At 72.6% G+C, this 24,009-nt stretch carries 20 protein-coding genes; 6 read left to right on the forward strand and 14 right to left on the reverse strand.

Annotated elements, in window-relative coordinates; genetic code table 11:
- Window positions 1-125: 125 nt before the first annotated feature.
- On the reverse strand, window positions 126-1,241 hold the full coding sequence (locus tag OG352_RS37725; RefSeq protein WP_329223143.1) for an XdhC/CoxI family protein: 1,116 nt from the start codon (window positions 1,239-1,241) through the stop codon (window positions 126-128).
- A 190-nt stretch (window positions 1,242-1,431) separates the two neighbouring features.
- Between OG352_RS37725 and OG352_RS37730 the strand changes: the two genes are divergently transcribed.
- The gene (locus tag OG352_RS37730) at window positions 1,432-3,297 is read left to right on the forward strand and encodes a cellulase family glycosylhydrolase (protein WP_329223145.1); all 1,866 of its coding nucleotides are present in this window, start codon (window positions 1,432-1,434) and stop codon (window positions 3,295-3,297) included.
- 218 nt (window positions 3,298-3,515) lie between these two features.
- Here OG352_RS37730 and OG352_RS37735 read toward each other — a convergent pair whose 3' ends face one another.
- Window positions 3,516-4,781 carry a YncE family protein gene (locus OG352_RS37735; RefSeq protein ID WP_329223147.1) on the reverse strand — a complete coding sequence of 422 codons (1,266 nt, stop codon included), beginning with the start codon at window positions 4,779-4,781 and terminating at the stop codon, window positions 3,516-3,518.
- A 180-nt stretch (window positions 4,782-4,961) separates the two neighbouring features.
- Between OG352_RS37735 and OG352_RS37740 the strand changes: the two genes are divergently transcribed.
- The gene (locus OG352_RS37740) at window positions 4,962-5,630 is read left to right on the forward strand and encodes a TetR/AcrR family transcriptional regulator (protein WP_329223148.1); all 669 of its coding nucleotides are present in this window, start codon (window positions 4,962-4,964) and stop codon (window positions 5,628-5,630) included.
- Here the strand turns inward: OG352_RS37740 and OG352_RS37745 are convergent.
- Window positions 5,627-6,892: a glycosyltransferase gene (locus OG352_RS37745; protein WP_329224126.1), complete on the reverse strand. Its 1,266-nt coding sequence runs from the start codon at window positions 6,890-6,892 to the stop codon at window positions 5,627-5,629. The genes OG352_RS37740 and OG352_RS37745 overlap by 4 nt on opposite strands.
- A 265-nt stretch (window positions 6,893-7,157) precedes the next feature.
- Window positions 7,158-7,523, reverse strand: a complete 366-nt coding sequence (locus tag OG352_RS37750) for a nuclear transport factor 2 family protein (protein ID WP_329223150.1) — start codon at window positions 7,521-7,523, stop codon at window positions 7,158-7,160.
- A gap of 172 nt (window positions 7,524-7,695) precedes the next feature.
- Here OG352_RS37750 and OG352_RS37755 point away from each other — a divergent pair, with 172 nt between their 5' ends.
- A complete protein-coding gene (locus OG352_RS37755; RefSeq protein ID WP_329223152.1) occupies window positions 7,696-7,995 on the forward strand; it encodes a hypothetical protein in 300 nt (99 codons plus the stop codon).
- A gap of 67 nt (window positions 7,996-8,062) precedes the next feature.
- Here OG352_RS37755 and OG352_RS37760 read toward each other — a convergent pair whose 3' ends face one another.
- The 9 genes from OG352_RS37760 to OG352_RS37800 all read right to left on the reverse strand — a co-directional run bounded on the left by OG352_RS37760 (window position 8,063) and on the right by OG352_RS37800 (window position 19,148).
- Window positions 8,063-9,268: a type III PLP-dependent enzyme gene (locus OG352_RS37760; RefSeq protein WP_329223154.1), complete on the reverse strand. Its 1,206-nt coding sequence runs from the start codon at window positions 9,266-9,268 to the stop codon at window positions 8,063-8,065.
- Window positions 9,265-11,007, reverse strand: a complete 1,743-nt coding sequence (locus OG352_RS37765) for an IucA/IucC family protein (protein ID WP_329223156.1) — start codon at window positions 11,005-11,007, stop codon at window positions 9,265-9,267. Before OG352_RS37765 ends, OG352_RS37760 begins: the two co-directional genes overlap by 4 nt.
- A complete protein-coding gene (locus OG352_RS37770; protein WP_329223157.1) occupies window positions 11,007-12,218 on the reverse strand; it encodes an MFS transporter in 1,212 nt (403 codons plus the stop codon). Before OG352_RS37770 ends, OG352_RS37765 begins: the two co-directional genes overlap by 1 nt.
- Window positions 12,215-13,963 carry an IucA/IucC family siderophore biosynthesis protein gene (locus tag OG352_RS37775; RefSeq protein WP_329223158.1) on the reverse strand — a complete coding sequence of 583 codons (1,749 nt, stop codon included), beginning with the start codon at window positions 13,961-13,963 and terminating at the stop codon, window positions 12,215-12,217. Before OG352_RS37775 ends, OG352_RS37770 begins: the two co-directional genes overlap by 4 nt.
- Window positions 13,960-15,135, reverse strand: a complete 1,176-nt coding sequence (locus OG352_RS37780; RefSeq protein ID WP_329223159.1) for an ATP-grasp domain-containing protein — start codon at window positions 15,133-15,135, stop codon at window positions 13,960-13,962. The genes OG352_RS37775 and OG352_RS37780 overlap by 4 nt, the downstream gene beginning before the upstream one ends.
- A gap of 98 nt (window positions 15,136-15,233) precedes the next feature.
- Entirely contained in the window at window positions 15,234-16,256 is a 1,023-nt protein-coding gene (locus tag OG352_RS37785) for an ABC transporter substrate-binding protein (protein WP_329223160.1), read from the reverse strand.
- Window positions 16,257-16,297: 41 nt separating this feature from the next.
- Window positions 16,298-17,110, reverse strand: coding sequence for an ABC transporter ATP-binding protein (locus OG352_RS37790; RefSeq protein WP_329223162.1), 813 nt, complete (start codon window positions 17,108-17,110; stop codon window positions 16,298-16,300).
- Window positions 17,107-18,159 (reverse strand): FecCD family ABC transporter permease, encoded by a 1,053-nt coding sequence (locus tag OG352_RS37795; protein ID WP_329223163.1) that lies wholly within the window; start codon window positions 18,157-18,159, stop codon window positions 17,107-17,109. The genes OG352_RS37790 and OG352_RS37795 overlap by 4 nt, the downstream gene beginning before the upstream one ends.
- Window positions 18,156-19,148: a FecCD family ABC transporter permease gene (locus tag OG352_RS37800; RefSeq protein WP_329224128.1), complete on the reverse strand. Its 993-nt coding sequence runs from the start codon at window positions 19,146-19,148 to the stop codon at window positions 18,156-18,158. The genes OG352_RS37795 and OG352_RS37800 overlap by 4 nt, the downstream gene beginning before the upstream one ends.
- Before the next feature lie 197 nt (window positions 19,149-19,345).
- Between OG352_RS37800 and OG352_RS37805 the strand changes: the two genes are divergently transcribed.
- On the forward strand, window positions 19,346-20,152 hold the full coding sequence (locus tag OG352_RS37805) for a (2Fe-2S)-binding protein (protein WP_329223165.1): 807 nt from the start codon (window positions 19,346-19,348) through the stop codon (window positions 20,150-20,152).
- A gap of 44 nt (window positions 20,153-20,196) precedes the next feature.
- On the opposite strand, the gene OG352_RS37810 is transcribed toward OG352_RS37805, so the two are convergent.
- Window positions 20,197-21,951: an ABC transporter ATP-binding protein gene (locus OG352_RS37810; RefSeq protein WP_329223166.1), complete on the reverse strand. Its 1,755-nt coding sequence runs from the start codon at window positions 21,949-21,951 to the stop codon at window positions 20,197-20,199.
- Between the two features lie 281 nt (window positions 21,952-22,232).
- Here OG352_RS37810 and OG352_RS37815 point away from each other — a divergent pair, with 281 nt between their 5' ends.
- Both OG352_RS37815 and OG352_RS37820 read left to right on the forward strand, forming a co-directional pair.
- Entirely contained in the window at window positions 22,233-23,321 is a 1,089-nt protein-coding gene (locus OG352_RS37815) for an S-(hydroxymethyl)mycothiol dehydrogenase (RefSeq protein ID WP_329223168.1), read from the forward strand.
- A complete protein-coding gene (locus OG352_RS37820; RefSeq protein ID WP_329223170.1) occupies window positions 23,321-23,950 on the forward strand; it encodes an MBL fold metallo-hydrolase in 630 nt (209 codons plus the stop codon). Before OG352_RS37815 ends, OG352_RS37820 begins: the two co-directional genes overlap by 1 nt.
- The last annotated feature ends 59 nt before the right edge of the window (window positions 23,951-24,009 follow it).

A 24,009-nucleotide genomic window follows, 5' to 3' on the forward strand; every position in this document is an offset into this window, starting at 1 on the left:
ACGCGGCCCGGAACTTGCGAGTGTGCTTTGCCTCAACGGGCCTCCTTCCTTCGTGAGACGAAGGGGAGGACATGCATGCCTGTCCGTTATGGGCGCCTACCCCTCTGGGCGTGTCCCACACCTCCTCACGCGGTGGACTCCCGCTGTCGCTGGTGGATCGCCCCCGCCGTCGCCGTCAGCGGAGCGCCGCTGCCGCCCCACCGCAGCGCGACGATCTCGGCGGCCACCGACACGGCCACCTCCTCGGGCGTACGGGCCCCCAGGTCCAGCCCGACCGGTGAGCGCAGCCGGGCCAGCTCACGGTCGGTGAGCCCGGCCTCGACCAGCCGTGCACGGCGTTCGTCATGGGTACGGCGGCTGCCCATCGCCCCGATGTAGGCGGCCGGCCGGCGCAGCGCCACCTCCAGCAGCGGCACGTCGAACTTCGGGTCGTGGGTCAGCACGCAGATCACGGTGCGCCCGTCGCTGTCCGTGCCGCGCAGGTACCGGTGCGGCCAGTCCACGACCACCTCCACGCCCGGCGGGAACCGCTTCGCCGTGGCGAAGAGCGGGCGGGCGTCGCACACCGTGACCCGGTAGCCGAGGAAGTCGCCGATCCGGGCCACGGCGGCCGCGTAGTCGATCGCGCCGAACACCAGCATGCGCGGCGGCGGCGCGAAGGAGTGCAGGAACACCGGGACGGCGTCCTCGCGCCGCTGCCCGCGCGGCCCGTAGTGCCGTACGCCCGTGACGCCGAGGGCGAGCTCACCGCGCGCGTCGGCGGTGACCGCCGCGTCCAGACCGGCCGTGCCCAGCGTGCCCGAGGTCCGGTCCGGCCAGACCGCGAGGGCCGCCCCGCGCGGCGCCGGGCCGTCGGTGACCGTGGCCACCGTCACCGGCTCGCCCGCGGCGACCGACCGGGCGACCGCCCCGAACGACGGGTCGAGGCCGGGCGTGACCGGGCGCACGAGCACCGTGATCTCGCCGCCGCAGGTCAGGCCGACGGCGAAGGCGTCCTCGGCGCTGTACCCGAAGGTCGCGATCCGGGCCGCCTTGTCGGCCATGACCTCCCGGGCCAGCTCGAACACCGCGCCCTCCACACACCCCCCGGACACACTGCCCACGACCTCGTCGCCGGGGCCCACCGCCATCGCCGCACCCGGGTCACGCGGCGCACTGCGGCTGACGGCGACCACGGTGGCCAGCCCGAACGGCACACCGGCCGCGTACCACCTGTCCAGCACCGGCAGAATCTCGCGCATGTTCGAACGCTAATCCGTTACCGCCCGGCCCGCCCCCGAAGACCCGCTGTCGAGCACCCTGCGCACCGAACCGCGAGGAGTGCCTGTTCAGCGGGACGGGACTGGTGGCCAACTGGTCCGGCAGATAACGAACTTACTCGTGGGTCAGAAGGTATTGACGGTGTCCGGAAAGCATCGGACTGTAGTGCACATGACGAAGATTCGGGCACGTCTGCTCGCTGTCCTGGTGGCCCTTTGCGGCCTCTGTGGCTTCCTGACGGTGGCGGGCTCCCCGACCGCCACCGCAGCCCCCACGCTCCCCGGTTCCCTCTCCTTCGACGGCACGCCGCTCACGGTGTCGCGCGGCCGTTTCGTCGACGGCAACGGCCGCGAGGTCGTGCTGCGCGGCTACAACGTCTCCGGTGAGACCAAACTGGCCGAGAATAAGGGCCTGCCCTTCGCCTCGGTCGCCGACGCCAAGAAGTCGGCGGCGGCCCTGCGCGCCCTCGGCGGCGGCAACTCCGTCCGCTTCCTGCTCTCCTGGGCCTACGCCGAACCGGTGCGCGGCCAGGTCGACACCACCTACCTGGCCGCCGTCACCGACCAGATCCGCGCCTTCCTCGACGCCGGGATCCGGGTCTACCCCGACTTCCACCAGGACCTCTACTCCCGCCACCTGTTCAACACGGGAAGCTGGTACACCGGCGACGGCGCCCCCAAGTGGGCGGTGGACCTGGGCGGTTACCCCAGCGAGTCCTGCGGCATCTGCTTCCTCTGGGGCCAGAACATCACCCAGAACAACGCCGTCAAGGCCGGCCAGTACGACTTCTGGCACAACGCCCACGGCATCCAGGACAACTTCCTCGCCACCGCCCAGCAGACGATGGCCTACGTCAAACAGCACCTGACCGACGAGGAGTTCGCGGGCGTCGTCGGCTTCGACCCCTACAACGAGCCGTACGCCGGCACCTACACCTCCGGTGAGACCAGCCGCACCTGGGAACGCGACCTGCTGTGGCCCTTCTACGTGAAGTTCCGGGCCCGGATGGACGCGGCCGGCTGGCAGGACAAGCCCGCCTTCGTCGAGCCGAACATGTTTTGGAACGGCACCGTCTCCAAGCAGGAGGGCGGCCTCCTCGACGTCGGCGCGCTCGGCTCCCGCTACGTCTTCAACACCCACTTCTACGACCAGAAGGCCATCTCCGGGGTCCTCATGTGGGGCAAGGCCGAGAACGGCCAGTACGTCAGCGACTTCGGCACGGTCCGTGACCGCGCGGCGGCGACCGGGACGGCGGCGATCGTCAGCGAGTTCGGTCACCCGCTGTCCGGCATGGTCTCCGACAAGGCGCCGACCGTCCTGAAGGGGATGTACCAGGCCCTCGACTCCCGCGTGAAGGGCGTCAGTTGGTGGAACACCCCCGCCGCCTCCGGTCCGGTCCTGTCCGGTTCGCAGTGGCAGTGGGACATCTACAACGGCCGTCACCACGAGCTGATGAACGGCAACCCCGACAAGGTGATCACCACCGCCGACGCCTGGAACGACGAGGACCTCTCCGCCGTACGCCTCGACGACAGCGGCACGGTGACACTCCGTCAGACCTCCCGTCTGCTCGACCGGATCTACCCGAGCGCCACCTCCGGCACGACCGTCGCCTTCACCTACGAGGACCGCTCCCGCGACGGCTCCACCACCCTTACCTGGAACCCGGTCCCCAGCTCCCTGCCCAACACGGCCCAGCTCGTCGGCTCCGGCCAGTACTCGCTGCTGGTGTGGCGCTCGAACGGCGGCACGGCACCCACCGAACTGCACCTGCCCGCCTCCTTCCCGACCGCCACCACCACGGTCGTCTCCGACCTCGGCACGGTGTACGGCCCGCCCGCGTACACGACCACCACGAAGATCGCCGCCGCCACCGAACCGGGCGGCACAGGCAGCCGACGCCTCCTGCTCAGCACCACCGACTCGGGCACCCTGCACTACGCCCTGGTCACCAACGGAGCCTTGGCCCCCACCACGGCACTGCTGACCGCGGCCCGCACGGAACTCTCGGCCTGGGTGGCCCAGAAGATGGGGTGACGCCCGCCGCCTGACCCTCCCCTTGCGTCAGGGCCGAGGCTCGACCTCGACGGAAGGGGAGGTGGACGACGTCCTCCGTGAGACAGGCAGCGGCCTTCGCCGGAGTGACCGTGCGCACGACACCCGCTCCGCCCAGGCCGCCGCACGGTACACGGCGGCGGAGGACGGAGCGGGTGTCGTGCTCAAGGCGGCTGAGTCACCGGCTCGTTGAGGGAGCGTCAGCTGCCCGTGCCCGTGCCCGTCCAGTCGGCGGCGACGCGGCCCAGCCGGACCCGCTGCGGGTGGTCGCCCACCGGCACCGACACGACCTTCCGCCCGGTGGCGAAGTCGATCGCCGTGACCTGGTCGGCGCCGCTCTCGGAGATGACGCAGGCCTTGCCGTCGCCGCTGACCGTGGCCCAGTAGGGCTTGGAGGCGGTGACCAGCGGGCCTTCCTGGAGGGTGGCACGGTCGACGACCGTCGCGTAGTCGTCCATCGTGCCCGCGACGCACAGCTTGCTGCCGTCGGGGCTCATCGAAATGCCGTGGTGGCGCGAGTCGTTGACGTACGTGGTGCGGTCGTCACTGGTCGCCGGGTTCTTCGGCAGGGTCTTCGTCCGGGTGATGCGGTCCGTGGCGAGGTCGTACTCGAAGAAGCCGTTGAAGAACGAGACCTGGAAGTACAGCTTGGACTCGTCCGGTGAGAAGACCGCCGGGCGCACCGCGTCCGAGTAGTCCGTGAGGCCGATCGCGTCCAGCCGCTGCCGCATGTCGATGACCTTGACCTGCTGGTACGTGGTCGCGTCGACGACGGTGATGCGCCGGTCGCCCTTCGTGAAGTCCTGCCACGGGGCGTCCTGTGAGGTGTTCACGTCGCCGATCGACATGTTGTAGATGTACTTGCCGTCCTTGGTGAAGATGTTCTCGTGCGGCTTGTCGCCGGTCTTGAACGAGCCCAACTGCCTGCCGGTGCCGATGTCCAGGACGTGCACCGTGTTCGAGATCGACGCGGAGACCGCGACCCGGGTGCCGTCGGGCGAGACGGCCATGTGGTCGGAGCGGTAACCGGACACCGGGAAACGCCAGTTGATGTTCCCGGTGGCCAGGTTGATCGAGACGACGTCGGCGAAGCTGGGCCGGGAGACGACCACCGAGGCACCGTCCGGCGTGGTGTACATGTCGTCGACGAACTGGTCGTGGCCTTCGCCGACACCGTTGCGGATGGCCTGGAAGTAGATCCACTTGATCGGGTTGGCGTTGATCTCCGCCATCCGGGCGTCCTTGTCGGGGATCACGTTGATCCGGCCGACCTTGGCGAAGTCACCGCTGGACCTGATGACGTCCGCGGTGCCCTCCCAGTTGTTGCCGACGAAGAGCACCTCGCGCAGGGCGGCGGCGTTCGAGGCATCCGACACGGAGGCGGAGGCGGCGGTCACGGAAGCGGTGACGGTCAGGACGAGGGCGGCGGCCATGGAGCAAAGGTGCCTGGATCTGAAGGCGGGCATGACTGGTCTCTCCTCTGGGGCGACGGACGTGCGGGACAGGTCGGAGCGGCCCGCTCGAATCTGAACACCGTTGCGTTCAGAATGACTTACTGGAAAGTAAGGAAGGGGAGCCCTTCGCCACAAGAGCCCGTACACGACAAAATCGGCGGCGGGGGAGCACAGTGCGACGAGGGAGGGTCAGTGGCGGGCAGGTTAAGGGCGCCGACCGGCCGGTACGGCGGCAAGACCGCCGAGCAGCGGAAGGCCGAGCGGCGCGGGAGGTTTCTCGACGCGGCGCTGCGGCTGTTCGGGGGCACGCCCGGCTACCGCGGCACCACGGTCGCGTCGCTCAGCGAGGCGGCCGGACTGTCGACCCGCCAGTTCTACGAGGAGTTCCGCACCCTCGAGGACGTCCTGGCGGCGCTGCACCTCCAGGTCAACGACCGGGCCGAGGAGGCGGTCGAGGCCGCCGTCGCCGTCGCCGTCGCGTGGAACCTGCCGCTCGCCGAGCGCGTCACCGCGATCTTCCGCGCCTACGCCGGCGACGTCACGGCCGATCCGTGCCGCATCCGGATCACCTTCGTCGAGATCGTCGGCGTCAGCCCCCGGCTGGAGGAACAGCGCCTGGCCCGCCGCGCCCACTGGGTCGACCTCATCTGCGCCGAGGCGACGTCGGCCGCCGCCCGGGGCGAGGCGGCCCCCCGCGACTACCGCCTCGCGGCGGCGGCCTTCATCGGCAGCGTCAACGGCCTCCTCCACGACTGGAGCGCCGGATGGGTGGACGCGACCCTCGACGAGGTGGTCGACGAACTGGTCCGCCAGTTGCTGGGGATACTCCGCCCACAGGGGTGGCTGCCCGAGGCCGCCTAAGGCCTGCCGTGCACACTCCCGTCGGGCCGGTCGGACGACAGTCGTGCCACCGCCTCCACCACCTGCTCCACCCCGTTCTCCCGGCGCACACCGGCACCCAACTCCCGTGCCCGCTCGCGGTGTTCGGGCTCGCGGGTGGCCTGGACGAGCGCGGCGGTCAGGGTGTCGGCGGTGAGGTGGCGCAGCGGGAGCGATCTCGGGGCCACGCCGAGGTCGACCAGGCGGTCGGCCCAGAACCCCTCGTCGAACTGGATCGGGACCGGCACGGCGGGCACGCCGGCCCGGACACCGGCCGCCGTGGTGCCCGCGCCGCAGTGGTGGACCACCGCCGCCGTCTCCGGGAAGAGCAGCGAGTGCGGTACGTCGTCGACGGTCAGCATGTCGTCACCGTCGGCCGCGAGGCCCGCCCAGCCGCGCTGGATCACCCCGCGCAGCCCCGCCCGCCGCAGGGCCCGCACGATGTCGGCGCTGAGCCGCCGCGGGTCGGGCACCGTCGCGCTGCCCAGCCCGACGAAGACCGGCGGCGCCCCGGCGTCGAGGAACTCCCGTACCGCTGCCGGGAGTCGGGTCTCGCGGTCGTACGGCCACCAGTACCCGGTGACGTCCAGCTCCGCGCGCCAGTCCCGGGGCCTGGGCACCACCAGCGGGCTGAAGCCGTGCAGGACCGGCCAGCCGCGCCGTTCCCGCGCCCGTAGCCCGGCGGCGGGACGGCGTACGGCGGGCAGCCCCAGCCGGGCCCGTACGGTCGGCAGGACGGGGGCGAAGATCTGCTCGAAGGCCACCCCGACACCGTGTCCGGCGAGCCGGTTGCCGACCGCTCCCCACGAACCGCCGCCCAGCAACGGCGGCGCGAACTCCCTTGTGGGGGCGACTGGTTGGAGATAGAGGCCGAGGCTCGGCAGGGACAGGCCCTCGGCGATGGCGTGCCCCAGCGGCGCCACCGAGGCGGACAGCAGCAGGACGTCGCTCGCCTGGGCGGCGGTCAGGAGGTCGTCGGTCATCCGACCGACCAGCGCCCGCGCCATCCGTGCCACCCTCAGCAGCTTGCCCGGCCCGGTGGTGCTGCGGTGCAGCCCCTGTCCCCGCTCGGACTCCAGCTCGGCCCGCGGATCGAGCGGCAACGCGTGGAAGCCCACCCCGGAGCCCGCCACCAGCGGCGCGAACCGCGCATGCGTCACCAGGGTGACCTCGTGTCCCGCGCGCACGAGAGCGGCGCCCAGTCCTGTGAAGGGGGCGACGTCGCCCCGGGATCCCGCCGTCATGATCGCCACTCGCACGACGGACAGTATGGCGGCGCGGAGCCTGTCCGTGGGTGAACGACCGTACGAAAGCGGCCACTTCAGTGCGCGCACCGACGGCGAGCGCGTGCCGCGCGCAGCGCGGCCCGGAGCAGAGCGGCGGACACGCGTCTGCCTGCCGTGAAAGCCGGCGAGGGCAGCCGGGAGGGGGCCGGCCGCGACCGTCCCGCCCGCACCGAGAAGGTCCAGGTCAGCCGGGAGGTGACCCGGACCCCGGCGGTCTGCCTCCCTACTCGTCCCATGCCTGGATCAGGGTCTGATCGACGATCTTGCCGTCCCGCAGGGTGATCATCGACTCGGCGAGTACGCGCACGCCGTCCGTGTACCGGCAGGACTCGCTGTAGGCGGCGCGATCGCCCTGGACGATGCATTCCTCCAGCTTGTGGGTCATGTCCCGGCTGTAGACGTCCTCCAGCATCCGGCCGATCTCGTCCCGGCCGTGCAGGACCTTGGGTTGGCTGGGCTGGGTGTTGTGGTCGATGACGCGCAGTTCCGCGTCGTCGGCGTAGAGCGACAGCAGTGCCGTCGCGGTGTTTCCTTCTACGCCTCTGCGCAGGGTCTCGGTGTCGAATGCGGAGCCTGCCGCGGTGCCCATGGTGACCTCCTCCGAGGGCCGCGGCCGAGGGAAGGTCGGGCCGCCGGGCCCTCACCTTCGAGACTCCTCCGCCACGCCGGGCTCGGCAAGCGCAGCGTGCCCGCTCCGCCTGTCGGATGAACGCCGCCGCCCTACCCGTGTCCGGGAGGCCGTCCGTGGCGTTGCTGAGGGCATGATCTCCACTCGACGCATCGCCGCCATCGCCGCTCTCGCCGCCGGGGTCACGGGCCTCGCGGCACCGATGGCGAGCGCGGCCGAAGCCCCGGCCGCCGGCCGGATCAACCCGATGACCGCGCTGGACTCGCTCGCCGAGAACCAGATTCCGGCGGAGCACCGGGCCGACCTCCCGCCGGTCTCCCGGCAACTGGGCGAGCTCAACAAGGTGAGCCAGCTCGACAAGCTGAACGAGCTGCACCAGGTCACCGACCTCGCCGCCCCCGTCACCGGGCTGCTGCCCGCGATCCAGGGCTGAGCGTCGCACCTCGCCCGTTTCTCCCGTCGTGGGGGCCGTCCGGAGTCCGGACGGCCCCCACACGCGTTCAGCCCTCGCTGCCGGCAGGGGCCGCGTCCAGGAAGTGGAAGCCGGGTCGCGGGTGCATCAGGAAGTCGTGGTGGGAGATGTTCCACGCGTACGCCCCCGCCAGCGAGAACGCCACCCGGTCACCCGCCCGCAGCCCCGGCGCCGGGACCCGCCGGGCGAGCGTGTCCTTGGGCGTGCACAGTTGCCCGGCGAGCGTGACCTCCGCCCCGCGCGCGGCGGGCCGTGGCCACGGGTGCGGCCAGTGCTCCACCGGCAGTACGGCGCACGGCTGGTCGTGCCCCTTCGTCGCCGGGGTCCGCAGGTGGTGCGTACCGCCCCGGACGACCGCGAACTCCTCTCCGTGGCTCTCCTTCACGTCCAGCACCTCGGTGACGTACCAGCCGCAGTACACGGTCAGGGCCCGCCCCGGCTCGATGCGCAGCGTGAGCCCCGGGTGGGCCTCGGCGAGCCGTGCGAGGCCCACCCCGTACGCCGTCCAGTCGAAGCGGCGGTCCGGCGCGGCGTAGTCGACGGTCATGCCGCCGCCCACGTTCACCTCCGCGAGCGGCACCCCGAGTCCGGTGGCCCAGCCCACGATCGCCTCGGCCACCGCGAGTTGCTCCGCGGCTTCCAGCCCGCTCGCCAAGTGGGCGTGCACACCGCGCAGTTCGAGCTGCGGGTACGCCCCGTCGGCCAGCGCGCGGATCATCGCGGCGGCGCGGTCGGGGTCCATGCCGAAGGGCGTCGGACGGCCGCCCATCGCGAGCGAGCTGCCCGCCAACGACCCGCCCGCCACCGGCAGGTTGACGCGCGGCAGCACCGCGACGCGCCGCCCGGAGGCGTGCTCGCGCGCCAGTGCGGCCAGCACGCGCAGCTCCGACTCGCTCTCCACGTGGAAGCGCTCGACGCCCGCTTCGAGGGCATCCGTGATCTCCTGCGGGGTCTTGCCGGGACCGCCGAAGGCGAGCGGCCTGCCCGGCACCGCCTCGGCGACATGGGCGAGTTCACCGCCCGAGGAGACCTCGTAGCCGTCGACGTACGGACGAAGCGCGGCCAGGATCTCCGGTTCGGGGTTGGCCTTGGCCGCGTAGTACAGCTCGACCCGCTCGGGCAACGCGGCCCGGACGGTGCCTGCGTGAGCCCGCAGCGCCGCCAAGTCGTAGACGTACGAGGGGAGTTCGGAGACGGGCAGGGAGAGGGCGAGGTCGTGTACCGCCGGGGTCATCGGGTGGTGCTCCTTGTCGTGTCGCGCAGGACGTCCTCGGCGAGCGGGGACGGCAGCCGTACGTAGCCCGCCTCGCGGTCGGCCTTGCGCTCCCAGCGGGTCAGCAGGTTGGCCTTCGCGGGCAGCGGCACCCCGGCGAGCAGCGCGGCCAGCCGGGGCGGGCAGCCGTACCGGTCCGCGTGGCCCTGGAGGACGGCCCGGACGCGCGCCCACAACTCGGCCTCGATGCGCGGGTGCAGGTCGGCGAGGGCCGCGAGCAGCTCGGCCACGTGGTTGACCAGCAGGCAGTACACCACCCGGTCCCAGCCGCGCTGCGCGTCGTAGGTCATCGGCTCCGCGACCTCGCGCGGCAGCGCGGCGAGGGTGTCCCGGTGGTGCTCGGGGAGCAGCTTGGTGCCCTCCAGGTCGCGGAAGAGGACCTGGGCGGGCATGCCGTCGCCGTCCACGCAGACCAGCACGTTCTGCAGGTGCGGCTCCAGGACCAGGCCGTGGTCGAAGTAGGCGGCCAGGACCGGCGGGACGAGCAGGTCGAGATACGCCGACCACCAGGCGAGCGCCGTGTCCTGGCTGGTGTCGGGCAGCAGGCGGGAGACCTGGGCGGCGCCGGTCGGGTACTCGTCGGCGACGGCGGCGGCCAGCAGGGGAGTGGTGCCGGAGGCGAGCCTGCGGGGCAGTCCCTCGCGGACGATGACGCCGAAGCCCTCCAGCAGGTCGCGGTCCGGTGCGCCGTCCGCGCCGGGCAGGGCGAGGCTGCGGTAGGCGGGCTCGCGCAGCACCGCGCTGCCCGGGAAGCGCTCGGCGAGGTCGGCGAGGGCGGGGGCCAGTGCGCGGGTGAGCGCGACCGCGCCGGACAGCTCGTAAGTGCTGTTCTTGCGCAGGCAGTTGGTGATCCGCACGTTCAGGCTGAACTTGAGGAACGTCTCGCCGTCGTACAGCGTCCGTACGGAGGCGGTGGCCGTGAACGGGCGGCCGCCCGGACCCAGGTCGAGGACGCCACCGCTCTCCAACGCGGCCCGCAGCAAGGGGTGTTCGCGCAGTGTCTCGTACTGCCAGGGGTGTGCGGGCAGGAGCCGGTAGCCGTCCGGGACGTCCGGGCCGAGGTCGTCGAGCGCGGCCGTCGCCCAGGGCTGCGCGCTCTCCTCGGCGACGAGGTCCGCGCGCACGGCCAGGTACCGCAGAGGGAAGGCGGCGCCCACCTCCGGCGCGTACGCCGACCAGGCGCGCGGATTACCGGTGCGGGCCTTGGGGGTGGGGTGGAAGCGGTGCCCGAAGAGCAGGGACTGCTCGGATTCCAGGTAGGCGGACAGGCGGCCCTCGGGCGCGTGACCCTCGCGGGACGCGGCGGCCAGCGTGGTGGTCACCGCCTCGTGGCTGGAGGCGATCTGCTCCAGGAACTCCTCGTTGCGCACCCCCGTGCGCAGCGACAGTTCGTCGTGCACGTACGCGGCCAGGCGCCGCCAGTCCACCTCCGACCAGCCGCCCTCGTCGCCCTGCTCGGCGACCGCCCCGGTGAAGCGGTGCGCGCCGAGCAGTGACGTGCGGCGCAGCGCGACGCGCAGCAGGACCCCTCGGCGGGGCAGCCGCAGCAGGAGGCTCCCGTCGTCGACGACCGTCTGGTGCTCGGGGCCGGACACCTCGCGCAGGAGGCAGTTGAGGAGGGTGTGCGCCACCGCCTCGTCGGCGGAGGGCAGGCCGGCGGGGGCGGCGGTGCTGCCGGGGGAGTCGGTCAGGGAGGGCATCAACGGCTCCAGCGGGTGCGCAGGGTCGGTGCGGTGAGGAGGGTCGCGAGGGCGGTGACGGCGGCGGCGGCGCCGCCGGTCAGCACGGGTGCGGCGGGTCCGAAGCGGGCGCTGCCCGCGGCCGCGGCCACGCCGGCGGCGACCGCGCCGGCCTTGGAGAAGAACTCGATCGAGCCGAACAGTCCGCCGGGCGCCCGGCCCCGGGCGCAGTCGGCGGCCAGCACCGACAGGGACACCAGGCCCAGCGTGAGCCCCGCGCCGAGCAGTAGCCGTACGGCGATCAGCGCGGGCAGCGAGGCGGCGACGCCGTGTCCGGCGAGGCCGAGGGCAACACAGGTGAACCCGAGCACGACCCCGGCCCGGGGCCGGTCCCGGAACGCGGAGTGCACGGCCAGCGCCGACACCAGGTACACCAGGTGCGGCAGCGCGAACAGTACGCCGGACAGGGTCGGAGAGGTTCCCGGCAGCCGGTCGTCGACGAGGGCGATCAGGTAGGGGAAGGAGATGACGGTGGAGAACACGAAGGCGAACTCCAGGACGTACAGGGCCCGCAGGGAGACCGTGGGCGGGGCCTCCGGGGCCGACTGCTCGGTCCGGTGCCGTGCCGCGCGGGCCGGTGCCGGCTCGGGCAGGGCCGCCAGCAGCAGCGCGGCCGTGAGCGGCAGGACGGCGAGCAGGGCGTACTGGCGGTGCGGCGACAGCCAGCCGGACAGCGAGCCGACCAGGATAGGCGCGGCGACCAGCGCCGCCCGGGCGCTGCCCTGCATCAGGGTGAGCGCCCGGGAGAGGGCCGGCCCCCGCAGGGCCGAGCCGAGATAGCCGTTGGACGCGGCGAACGTGCCGCCCAGGATCCCCTGGAGCGTCAGCGCCAGCGTGAACGTGAGCAACGAGTCCGCCCAGCCCGCCAGCAGAAACGACACCGCGAGCCCCAACTGCGCGCGCAGCAGCAGCCGTTTGCGTCCGTAGCGGTCGGCGAGCCGTCCCCACAGCGGGGCGCCGAGCGCACCGAACACGGTCGGCACGATGTACAGCACCCCCGCCCAGCGGGCACCGCGGTCGCCCAACTCCGGGAGGATCTGGGTGAGATACGGCGGCAGGCCCAGCGCCGCGAACGAGGCCACGAAGTAGCAGCCGGCCACCGCGAACACCTGCGGCCGCCCGAACCCCTGCTCCGTCTCCTGCTCCGGCTTTCGCAGCGTCCCGGCGCTCACCGTGAACCCCCGTCGTCCAGCAGGTAGTTGGGGCCGGTGGTGTAGTGCTTGTTGACGTCGGCGGCGCCCGAGCGCTCCTTGGTCAGCAGGGTCCCGGCCGTGACCATCGCCTTCACCGGCAGCCGTGGCGCGTCCAGCACCCGCTCCCGCAGCACCTCGCCCGGCTCGCCGCCCAGCAGTCCGACGGCTTCCGCGAGCCGGTCGCGGACCATGGCCAGCAGCGCGGGCAGCGGGGCGCGGCCGTGGCGCGCGAGAGCGAACGCGGGGGCCGCCGCGCACAGATGGAGGGTGATGGTGGTGAACACGTCGGCGACCGGGCCGAGGCCGGCGGTGAAGGTCCGGGGGTCGTCGAAGCCCCAGGGGTGCCCGGGCAGGACGGACTCCAGCCGGCCGGCGTCGATGCGCGGGCCGTCGTTGTCCTTGAGCAGCAGGCGCGGACCGCCGGACCCGAGGATCAGCGACACGTTCTGCTGGTGCGACTCCAGCGCGACCCCGTAGCCGAACAGGGTGGTCTGCCAGTCGAAGAGCAGCGTCAGACAGGCGTCCAGCAGGGCGAGCGGGTCGCCGTCGTGGAAGCGGTCGGCGAGGTGGTCGATCACCAGCCCGCCGCCGGGCGCCTCGGCGAGCAGCGCGGCCAGCGGGACGACAGCGTTGTCGTCCAGGCCGGCCGGGTAACGGCGGCAGAGCACCGCGAGGAGTTCGTGCCCGGCGTGCGCGTACGTCGTCTCGTCGGCGTGCAGGATCGTGTCCCGGAACCGGGGCTCCCGGTCGATCACCGCCTCCAGCAGCCGCTGGCCCGCCGCCCCGTCCACCAGGGTGCCCGGCTTGATGGACCGCTTGTTGCGCAGGCCCAACGTGGCGGTGGCCAGGGGCAGTTTGAGGTGCAGGGAGGGATCGTCGGCCACCGCGACGGTGCGCATCGACAGGGTGGGGACGACGTCCAGATGAGCCCGCTCGGCGAGGACGGCCCGGCCCTCCAGACCGGCCGCCCGCAGGGCCTCGTCGAGCGGCGCGCCGACCGTCAGGGGGTGCACGGGCAGGGCGAGATGGGTGCCTTGCAGCTCCGGCAGACCGAGCGCCTCGGGCGTGGGCCAGGAGTCCGGGAACCGGCCCGTGACGGCCTCCCGCGGCACGGCCAGCCAGCGCAGCGCGAAACGAGGGTGGAACTCCGGTGCGTAGGACCGCAGTTGCTCTTCCGTGAGCCCCGAGCGACCGCGTGCCGTCGGATAGACGGGGTGGTCGAGACGGGCGGCCAGCGTGTCGAGGGCGACACCGCCGGTGAGCCCGGTCCAGTGCGCAGGGTCGGCGCCGTACCGCGCGGCGAGCCCGCCGAGGACGTCGGCCCGGGTCGCCGCGTGCAGGCGCAGCGTCTCCAGCGTCTGACGGCACTCCTCGGCGAACGCGTCGAAGCCGCCCCGGTCCGCCGGCTCGGCCAGCGCCCGCAACGCGGCGAGCACGGCGACGTACGAGGTCAGCGGGGTGCCGTCGGACTCGCGGACCAGGAGCGGCAGCCGCGCCTCGTACACGCACTGGAAGCCGTCCTCGGCGACCGGGAGCAGCAGGGCGCCGGCGTCGTCCGGCACGGGCAGCCGCAGCCACGCGCCGTCCGGGCGGTGGACGAGCGTGCCGCGGGTGCGCAGGCCGACGACGTCCTCGCGCAGCAGGGCGCTCAGGACCCGGGTGAGCAGCTCCGCCTCGCAGTCGAGGGCCGGGGCGGAGGCGGGTGCGGGGGCCGGGGCCGTCACGGCTTGATCTCCCAGCGCCGGTCCGCCAGGAAGTCCGTCGCGACGCGGTCGACCGTGGCCTGGTCGGTGCCGACGGCGCGCAGGACGCCGAGGTAGTCGCGGTTGGTCTGGTACAGCTCGTGCCGCTCGCCGGTCGGGCGCAGCGGACGATACGTCAAGTGGACGCCCTCGACGGTGAGTTCGGCGGCGTCGGGAGCGGCGGTGAGCGTGCCGGCCCGGTCCGCGCAGGGGTAGTCCAGGCGGGCGGCGCCGTCGCGGCGGGCGCCGAGGTCCGCGGGGAGGGTCTCGCCCAGGTGGACGCGGAGGATGTGCTCGAAGAGCGGGATGTCCAGCAGCCGGGCGAGCAGCAGGTCGCACTGGTCGCCGATGGCCCGGTAGTTGACCTCGATGATCCGGGCCCGGCCCTCGTGCACCACGAACTCGGTGTGGCAGGCCCCGAACCCGACGCCCAGTGCGTCCAGTTGGGCCAGCACCTGGTCGGCGACCGGCTCCGGATGCGCCGGGACGAAGGTGAGGCGCTCCTCGATGAAGTACGGGGGCGGCGACAGTTCGGTGTGGAAGCCGCCCAGGACGTGCCGGGTTTCGCCGTCACCGAGGGTCTCCAGGGTGTACAGCTCGCCGGGGAGGTACTCCTCGACGACCAGGGCGACGCCCGGCCGCCGCTCGAATATCTCCTTGGACCGCGTCACCAGATCCTCCGGCCCGTCCACGAGGACGACGTCCTCGCTGGCCACACCCTCGCGCGGCTTGACGACGCAGGGGTAGGGGGCGTTCTGCGGGGCCACCGACTCGGTGATCTCGGCCGACCACACCGTGTCCACGCCGGTGACGGCGAGGCGGCGGCGCGTCTCGGCCTTGTCCTTGCAGCGCAGGGCGGCCCGCCAGTCCTTGCCGGGCAGGTCGAAGTAGCCGGCGGCCAGCGCGGCCTGGGTCTGGAGGTGGTCGCTGTTGGTGAAGACGCCGTCCGGGCGGTGATGCGCGGAGATCCGCGAGACGACGGCGCGGAAGTCGCGTACGTCGCACTCCAGGACATCGATGTCCGGGTAGGTGCGGCGGTGCGCCTCGGGCTGGTCGGTGAGGACGGTCACGTCCAGGCCCAGGCGGGCGGCGGCGGGCAGGAAACCCTCGGTGACGGAGTCGGTCGGGTTGAGGGCGAGCAGGTACAGGCGCATGACTGTGCGACAACTTCCGCTAGCGGGTGGGGGGCGGGGGCGGACCGCCGCGGATCCGTTCATCCGCGGAAACGATCCGCCCTGGAAGACGGCGGCCGTTACTTCGCCGGGAGCGGCACGCCCGCGGCCTTCGCCACGTCCTTGAGCATCTCCCCGGCGGCCTGGACGCCGATGCCGGACATCCACGTCTCGTCCGGCACCTCGAAGACCTTGCCGTTCTTCACCGCCGGCAGGTCCTTCCACACCGGGTTGGAGACGACCTGCTTCTTCTGGGTCTTGTCCTCGGCGTCGGCGGAGGTCACGAAGATCAGGTCGGCGTCGGCCTGGTCGATCTGCTCGGGGCTGACGTCCTTCATGGTGACCGTGGGGTCGGTGGAGACCTGTGTGGCGGGACGCTTCAGGCCGATGTCGTTCAGGACGACACCGCTGTAGGAGTTGGTCTGGTACAGCCGCGTCGGACCGGCGATGAAGCGGACCACGGACGCGGTCGGCATGGCGTTGCCGTCCTTCGCCTTGATGGCCGCACCGAGCGCCTTGGCCTGCGTCTCGTACGCCGTGACCTTGGCCGCGGCCTCCTTCTCCAGGCCCAGCGCCTCGGCGTGGACCTTCAGGTTGTCCTTCCAGACACCGCCGGTGGTCTCGGTGAAGACGGTCGGCGCGATGGCGCTGAGCTTGTCGTAGACCTTCTCGTGCCGGACCTTGGAGGACAGGATCAGGTCGGGCTTCAGCGAGGCGATCTTCTCCAGGTTGGGCTCCAGGAGCGGGCCGACGTCCTCCGTCCCGCTCAACTCGCCCTTCAGGTACGTCGGGAAGCCGCCCCCGGTCTTGAAGTGCGGGGCGACCGCGCCCACCGGGTCGATGCCGAGCAGGGTGACGTCGTCCAGCTCGCCGGTGTCGAGGACGACGACCCGCTTCGGCTGGGCGGGGATCTTCACGTCGCCCATCGCGGTCTTCACGGTGCGCGGGAAACCGGCGGCGGCGGAGGCGGCGGCCGGCTCGGCGTCGGCCTTCTTGCCGGAGGAGTCGTCACCGCAGGCGGCGAGCAGGGTCGTACCGAGGACGACGGCGAGCGGTACGGCCACCAGACGGCCGATTCCGCGCAGGGGAGAGCGCTTGAACATGAAGGTCTTTCTCCTTGGGCCCCGGGGACCGGGGCGTGGGTTCACGCGGAAGCGGCGGAATGCCGTACCGCGCTGCTCTTCGGGACGACCAGCGGGGTGCCGGTCTCCGGGTCGGGGACGACCCGGCAGTCCACCTCGAACACGGACCTGACCAGCTCCGCGTCGAGAACGTCGGCGGGCGGGCCGGCGGCGGCGAGACGGCCGTCCTTGAGGACCACCATGTGGTCCGCGTAGCGGGCGGCCTGGCCGAGGTCGTGCAGCACCATGACGACGGTGCGGCCGGACTCGGCGTGCAGGGCGGCGACCAGGTCGAGGACGTCGAGCTGATGGCGCAGGTCCAGGAAGGTGGTCGGCTCGTCGAGCAGCAGCAGCTCGGTGTCCTGGGCCAACGCCAGCGCGATCCAGGCGCGTTGACGCTGGCCACCGGAGAGCCGGTCCACCGGCTGGTCGCGCAGCGGCGCGGTGCCGGTGCGCTCCAGGGCCTCGTCCACGGCCCGTTGGTCGGCGGCCGACCAGGGGCTCAGCAGCCGCTGGTGCGGGTAGCGGCCGAGCCGGACGAGCGCCTCGACCGTGATCGCCTCCGGCGTGACCGGCTGCTGCGGCAGCAGGCCCATACGGCGGGCCAGCGTGCGGGCGGACATGCCGTGGATGTCCGCGCCGTCCAGCGTGACCGTGCCGGCGGCGGGCGCGAGGAGCCGGCTCAGACCCCTCAACAGGGTGGACTTCCCACAGGCGTTGGGGCCGACGATGGCGGTCACCGCGCCGCCGGGCAGCGTCAGGTCGAGCCCGTCGACGACGAGCCGGTCGCCGTAGCGCAGGTCGAGGCCCCGCGTGGTGAGTTGGTTGTGGGTCATCCGTGACTCCTTTGGACGGGCGAGCTCTGACGCAGCATCAGCACCAGGAGCCAGGGCGCGCCGAGCGTGGCGGTGACCGCGCCGACCGGGAGGCCCTCGACCGGCAGCAGGTGCTGGACCACCAGGTCGGAGGCGAGGAGCAGCACCGCGCCGGTGAGACCGGCCAGCGCCAGGGAGACGGCCGTCGGCGGCCCGGTGAGGAACCGCACGACGTGCGGCACGGCGAGCGCCACGAACGTCACCGGCCCCGCGAGCGCCGCGGCCAGCGAGGCCAGGACGACCGCGACGACCAGGAGCCGGAGCCGGGCGGTGGAGGTGCGCAGCCCGAGGGCGCCCGCCGAGTCGTCCCCGAGGTCCAGGACGGCCAGACCCCGGTGCAGGACGAACGCGGCGGCCAGCGCGAGCAGCATCGCGGCGCCCGCTCCCCACACCTCCGTCCAGGTCCGCCCGTACACCGAACCGGTCGTCCACTGCAGGGCGGAGCCGGCGAGTTCGGCGGGGAAGCGCACGATCATCAGGTTCACGGCGGCGGCCAGCGCGGCCTGCACCGCGAGTCCGGTCAGCACCAGCCGGGTGACCGCGAGCCCGGAGCGCCAGCCGAACACCCCGAGCAGCAGCGCGGCGAGCAGGCCGCCGGACAGCGCCCCGAGCGGGATCAGCGTCTGAGTGGCGCCCGCGGCGATCAGCGCCACCGCGCCCAGCGACGCCCCGCCGGTCACGCCCATCACGTCGGGCGAGGCCAGCGGGTTGCGGAACAGCCGTTGCAGGACGCACCCGGCCACCCCCAGCCCGGCCCCGGCGACCATGGCCGCCACCGCACGCGGCGCGCGGAACTGCTGGACCACCAGCACGTCCCCCGAGTCCCCGAGCCCGACCAGCGCGCGCAGCGCCGTCCCGGCCGGGATGCTCATCTCACCCGTCGTCAGGGAGACGGTGAGCAGCGCGCACAGGGCGGCGAGGCCGACCACCGCGAACAGCAGGACCCGGCGGCGGACGCGGCCCCGGGCGGTGGCCGCCTTGGGGACGGAGAGAAGCGACGCGGCGGTCATCGGGCCACCTTCCGGGCGAGCAGCGCCAGCAGCGGGGCGCCGAGGAACGCGGTCACGATGCCGACCTCCAGTTCGGACGGCCGGATCACCAGCCGGCCCAGGATGTCGGCCGACAGGAGCAGCAGCGGTCCCGCGATCAGACAGCCGGGCACCAGCAGCCGGTGGTCGCCGCCGAGCAGGGGCCGTACGAGGTGGGGGGCGGCCAGTCCGATGAAGGCGACCGGTCCGGCCACGGCGACCGCCGAACCGGCGAGCAGGACGACCGCGATGCCGCCCGCCAGCCGGATCCGGGTCACCGGCACGCCGAGCGCCTGCGCCGAATCGTCCCCCAGGGCAAGGGTGTTGAGCGCGGGGGAGACGGCCAGGGCGAGGAGCAGCCCGAGGACGAGGGTCGGCAGCACCGGCCACAGCACGTCGAGGGGACGCTCCGCGAGGGACCCGGCGAGCCAGAACCGCGCCTCGTCCAGCGTGCGCTGGTTGAGCAGCATCACCGCCGACGTCCAGGAGAACAGCACGAGTTGGAGCACGGTGCCGCCGAGAGCCAGGCGTACGGGGTCGATGTCCCCGGCGCGCCGGGAGAGCGCCTGCGCGAAGAGGGCGGCGACCGCGGCGCCGGCGAAGGCGAACCACACGTACTCGACGGGGCTGTCGAGCTTCAGCGCGTAGATCGCGACCACGACCGCGAAGCCGGCGCCCGCGTTGATCCCGAGCGTGGTGGGGGAGGCGAGCGGGTTGCGCGTGACGCCCTGGGCGACGGCCCCGGCGACGCCCAGCGCGGCGCCCACGGCGAGTCCGATGACCGTCCGCGGCAGCCGCAGGCCGGTCACCACGAGCGCCTCTCTCCCGTGGGCGTCGCCGAACAACGCGCCGGCCACGGTGGACAGGGGCACCGAACGGGCGCCGAGCGCGAGGCTCAACGCGGTGCACAGCACCAGGGCACCGATGCCGGTGAGGAAGAGGGAGACGTGCCGCAGGGCACGGGAGGGCACACCCGTGGGCAGCGCGTCCTGTCGGGTCGCAGTCACAAGGCGTGAGCTTAGGTTAGGCTTGGTTTAGTTTTCAACCGGCTGTGCGGCGCATGTGATCTTCGCATCAAAAGGGTCGCGATGCGGAAACGCGTGTGATCATTTCCGTGAAACCGTCGACTAAGGTAAGCCTTACTTGATCTCTTCGTAGGGGAGTGCCGATGCCCGTGACCCTGGAGACCCGTGCCCTCGGTGACGTGTACCGGCGGCTGACCGGCCTCTGCGACGTCCTGGACGTCGACGTGACGGACAGCAGGGCAGGCGTCACCGCCCTGGATCTGACGAAGGACCAGAAGACCCTGGACGCCTTCGTCGACGCCGAGGCCGACCGCATCCGCGACCGCCACGGCGTCGCCGTACCCCGGCATGTGGCCGCCTCGCGCGCCCTGCACGACTACGCCTGGTCCGTCGCCCTGCTGACCAGCGGGCCCTGGTACCTGGAGCGCACGGTGCCCCGGATCCGGCTCGAGGACATCGGGCTCGACCTCGGCTCGGGCGCCTGCACGATCACGCCCCGCACGGACCTCGCGTGCCTGGCCGGGGCACCGCAGGCCGGTCGGCCCGGGGTCCGCACGGTCCCGGACGAGGAGGCGCTGCGCGCGGAGTTGAGGTCCGCCGTCGCCGACCACATGGCCCCCCTCCTGGCCGCGCTCGGCCCGGTCGCGCGGCGCGGGTCGCGCGCCCTGTGGGGCATGGTGGGCGACGACCTCGTCTCCGGCCTGTGGTATCTGGGCCGGGTCCTCGGCGGCGAGGAGGAAGGGATGCGCGCGGCCACCGACGTGCTCCCGGACGGCCTGTCGCCGTACCCGGCGGGCGCAGGCTTCCGGCTCCTCACGGACGAACACGGCCGACGGCACCCCACGCGCACCCGCACCGGCTGCTGCATGTTCTACGCCGTCAAGCCGGCGGAATCCTGCCTGACCTGCCCCCGCACGGCCGACGCCGAACGCCTGCGACGGCTCGCCTAGCACCTGCCCCGGTCATGCGCACCTGCGGACCCCGACCCGCCGGTTCACTCGACCGTCGCGAGGAACTGGGTCGCCGCCAGCTCCGCGTAGAGCGGGTCGCCCGCCACGAGCTCACGGTGCGTACCCACCGCGCGGACCCGGCCCGCGTCCATGACGACGATCCGGTCGGCCATCGTGACCGTCGACAACCGGTGCGCGACGACGAGGACGGTGGTCGTGCGGGCGACGTCCGCGACGGTGTCGCGCAGCGCCGCCTCGTTCACCGCGTCCAGTTGGGAGGTCGCCTCGTCGAGCAGGAGGAGGCGCGGACGACGCAGCAGGGCGCGGGCGATGGCCACGCGCTGCCGCTCACCGCCGGACAGTTTCGTACCCCGGTGTCCGACCAGCGTGTCCAGCCCCTGCGGCAGCCGTTCGACCAGACCGTCGAGGCGGGTCGTCTTGAGCACGCGCCGCACCGCGCTGTCGTCCGCGTCCGCGTTCCCCAGCAGCAGGTTGTCGTGCAGTGAGCCCGACAGCACGGGCGCGTCCTGCTCCACGTAGCCGATGGAGGACCGCAGATGGGACAGCTCCCAGTCGTCGAGGTCGCGGCCGTCCAGGGTGATCGTGCCGGACTCCGGGTCGTAGAACCGCTCGATCAGCGAGAACACCGTGGTCTTGCCCGCGCCCGACGGTCCGACGAACGCGGTCATGCCCCGGGCCGGCACGGCGAACGTCACCCCGTGGTGGACGTACGGCAGATCGTCGGCGTACCGGAAACGGACGTCGGTGAAGGCGAGCGAGGCCGGTTCGGAGGCGGGGGAGGGCAGCGGTGCGGGACGGGACGCCGGCTCGGCGGGCAGGTGCAGGGCCTCCTGGATGCGGCTCAGGGCGGCGGAACCCGTCTGGTACTGGGTGATCGCGCCGACGACCTGCTGGATCGGCGACATCAGATAGAAGACGTACAGCAGGAACGCCACCAGCGTGCCGACCTCGATCGCGCCCGTCGCGACCCGCGCCCCGCCCACCGCGAGGACGGTGATGAAGGCGGTCTGCATCGCCAGACCGGCCGTGTTGCCCGCGACCGCCGCCCACTTGGCGGCGCTCACGCTCTGCCGCCAGGACTCCTCGGCCGCCGTGTGCAGCGTCGTCTCCTCACGGTGCTCGGCGCCCGACGCCTTCACCGTGCGCAGCGCGCCCAGCACCCTCTCCAGCGAGGCCCCCATCACCCCGACCGCGTCCTGCGCGCGCCGGCTCGCCCGGTTGATGCGCGGCACGATCACCCCGAGGACGGTCCCCGCGCACAGGATCACGGCCAGCGTGACCCCCAGCAGCACCGGGTCCACCAAGCCCATCATCACGATCGTGGCGACGAGCGTCAGACCGCCGGTGCCGAGGCCCACCAGCGAGTCGGTGGTCACCTCGCGCAGCAGCGTCGTGTCGGAGGTGATGCGGGCCATCAGGTCACCGGGCTCGCTGCGGTCCACGGCCGGGATCCGCAGCCGCAGCAGATACGAGGACAGCGCCCGGCGGGCACCGAGCACCACCGACTCCGCCGTACGCCGCAGCACGTACGAACCCAGCGCGCCCAGCGCCGAGTTGGCGACGACCAGAGCCGTCAACGCCAGCAACGCGCCGGTTATCGCCCGGTCGTGGCCCAGGTCGTCGATCAACCCCCGTGCCACCAGCGGCAGAAGCAGCCCGGTCGCGCCGGTGACGAGCGAGAGCGCCGCACCCGCCAGCAGGGCCCGGCGGTGCGGCCGCACGTAGTCGAGCAACAGCCGCCACGGGGGCCGGCCGCCGGCTGTCTCTGCGATGGTCACGGGGCTCCTCGGGGGTGGGGCGGTCGGCGAATGTAACAGAACGGTGGATTCCGTTACATTCGGTGACCGGGAGTCGGAGCCCTCAGGCTACTTCGCCGGCCCGTTCGGCGATCGGCGGTACGGAGGGTGCGAATGAGGAGAAAACGGGGGAGACGGTGTGGGGTTCTCCGAGGTGAGCGTGCGCTCCGGCCGGCCGCCGACAAGTGATCTCCTGCCCTTACTGATCAGTTGCGATTAGGGTCGAGGGGGACGGGGGAGTCGCAGAGGAAGGGTGAAACACCATGCCGCAGGAAGTACGCGGTGTCATCGCACCGGGCAAGGACGAGCCGGTACGGGTCGAGACGATCGTGATCCCCGACCCCGGCCCCGGAGAAGCCGTGGTGCAGATCCAGGCCTGCGGGGTCTGTCACACCGACCTGCACTACAAGCAGGGCGGCATCAACGACGACTTCCCGTTCCTGCTCGGCCACGAGGCGGCGGGCGTGGTGGAGTCGGTGGGCGAGGGCGTCACGGACGTCGCGCCCGGCGACTTCGTCATCCTGAACTGGCGCGCGGTGTGCGGGCAGTGCCGGGCCTGTCTGCGGGGCAAGCCCTGGTACTGCTTCGACACGCACAACGCCAAGCAGAAGATGACGCTCGCCTCGACCGGCCAGGAGCTCTCCCCGGCTCTCGGCATCGGCGCGTTCGCCGAGAAGACGCTGGTGGCGGCCGGGCAGTGCACGAAGGTCGACGCGTCCGTGTCGGCGGCCGTGGCCGGGCTGCTGGGCTGTGGCGTGATGGCGGGCATCGGCGCCGCGATCAACACCGGCAACGTCGGCCGCGGCGACACGGTCGCCGTCATCGGCTGCGGCGGGGTCGGCGACGCGGCGATCGCGGGGTCGAACCTGGCGGGCGCGGCGAAGATCATCGCCGTGGACATCGACGACAGCAAGCTGGCCACGGCCCGGAAGATGGGCGCCACGCACACCGTCAACTCCCGCGAGACCGACGCGGTCGAGGCGATCCGTGAGCTGACCGGCGGCTTCGGCGCCGACGTCGTCATCGAGGCGGTCGGCCGCCCGGAGACCTACCGGCAGGCGTTCTACGCCCGCGACCTCGCCGGCACGGTCGTCCTGGTCGGCGTACCGACCCCGGAGATGAAGCTCGAACTGCCCCTCCTGGACGTCTTCGGACGCGGCGGGTCCCTGAAGTCGTCCTGGTACGGCGACTGCCTGCCCTCCCGCGACTTCCCCATGCTGATCGACCTGCACGTGCAGGGCCGCCTGGACCTCGGCGCGTTCGTGACCGAGACCATCCAACTCGACGAGATCGAGAAGGCGTTCGAGCGGATGCACCACGGAGACGTGCTGCGTTCGGTGGTGGTGCTGTGATGACCGCGCGCATCGAACACCTCGTCACCTCCGGTCAGTTCAGCCTCGACGGCGGCACCTGGGACGTCGACAACAACGTGTGGATCGTCGGCGACGACCACGAGGCCGTCGTCATCGACGCCGCGCACGACGCCGACGCCATCCTCGCCGCCGTGGGCGACCGCAGACTGACGGCCATCGTCTGCACCCACGCCCACAACGACCACGTCTCCGCAGCGCCGGCCCTCGCCGACGCGACCGGCGCGAAAATCTGGCTGCACCCGGACGACCTGCCGTTGTGGAAGCTCACCCACCCGGGCCGCGAACCCGACGCCCACCTGGCCGACGGGCAGGTCATCGAGGTCGCCGGCACCGACCTGACCGTCCTGCACACCCCCGGGCACGCGCCCGGCGCGGTCTGCCTGTACGACCCCGGGCTCGGCGTGCTCTTCACCGGCGACACCCTTTTCCACGGCGGCCCCGGCGCCACCGGCCGCTCCTACTCCCACTTCCCGACGATCATCACGTCCATCAAGGACCGGCTGCTCGCCCTCCCGCCCGAGACGAAGGTGCTGACCGGCCACGGCGACGCGACGACCATCGGCGCGGAGGCACCCCACCTGGAGGAATGGATCGCCCGCGGCCACTGACCGGACCCGGGAACCCGGGACGCCCGCCGAAAACGCGGGCACCCCGGCGGAGCGGCTGC

The sequence above is a fragment of the Streptomyces sp. NBC_01485 genome, assembly GCF_036227125.1.
In the GTDB taxonomy this organism is placed as follows: domain Bacteria; phylum Actinomycetota; class Actinomycetes; order Streptomycetales; family Streptomycetaceae; genus Streptomyces.